Source organism: Kineococcus indalonis, from assembly GCF_009906395.1.
GTDB classification, from domain to species: Bacteria; Actinomycetota; Actinomycetes; order Actinomycetales; family Kineococcaceae; genus Kineococcus; species Kineococcus indalonis.
In genome coordinates this window covers 1-621 of the sequence record NZ_JAAALM010000967.1, presented here as the reverse complement: position 1 = coordinate 621, position 621 = coordinate 1, and the positions used below count along the sequence as shown (strand labels likewise).

General features: G+C 67.3%; 1 pseudogene. It reads right to left on the bottom strand.

Annotated elements, in window-relative coordinates:
* A pseudogene (locus GTR00_RS23200) lies at positions 1–244 on the bottom strand (excalibur calcium-binding protein); the annotation flags it as partial.
* Between the last annotated feature and the right edge of the window lie 377 nt (positions 245–621).

Here is a 621-nt window from a genome sequence, read left to right as displayed (position 1 = left end):
GGATGGGGGGAACCGGGGTGCCTTGGGGCAGACTCTCGCAGGCGATGCCATCCTGGGGGGCGCCGTCCAGGCCGTCCGGGTCGCCGGGATGGGCGTCCATCCAGGCTTGGGCGTCCTGCTGGTAGGTGAAGTCGGTGCAGTCCACGTCGTAGCCGTGGTGCGCCCACGCCGGCTGTGCCGCCAGTGCTCCTACGCTGATGGCAGCCAGTGCTGCGGCGGCGCCGCGGCGCGCCCACGTGCTCATTTCGGTGTCCTCCTGCTGTGCCTGTGGAGCCATGGTTGGCTTCGGGGTGGACGCTATCGAAGGTGTCAGCACGCACGGATGCGGTTCATCGACTTCGTCGTCGCCAGTGTTCGGTGACCTCAGGGACGTGGACTGGACCGGCAGTCACGGGTCTGTGGACTCGTGATCGGGCCCCAGTCTCTTCAGTGGCGTGCAGAGCCCCTGTTCTGGTCGAGGCAGGAACTGCAGCCTCGACCAGCGAGGTAGCCCAGTTCCACTGTGCGCGCAGCGCGCAGTGGAACCTGAAACTGCGAGCGCAGCGAGCAGTTTCCTTCTAGCTCGCGTTACCTCCTGCACCACAACGTTGCTGGCGTGTGTGCCGCGCAGCGGCGCACCGG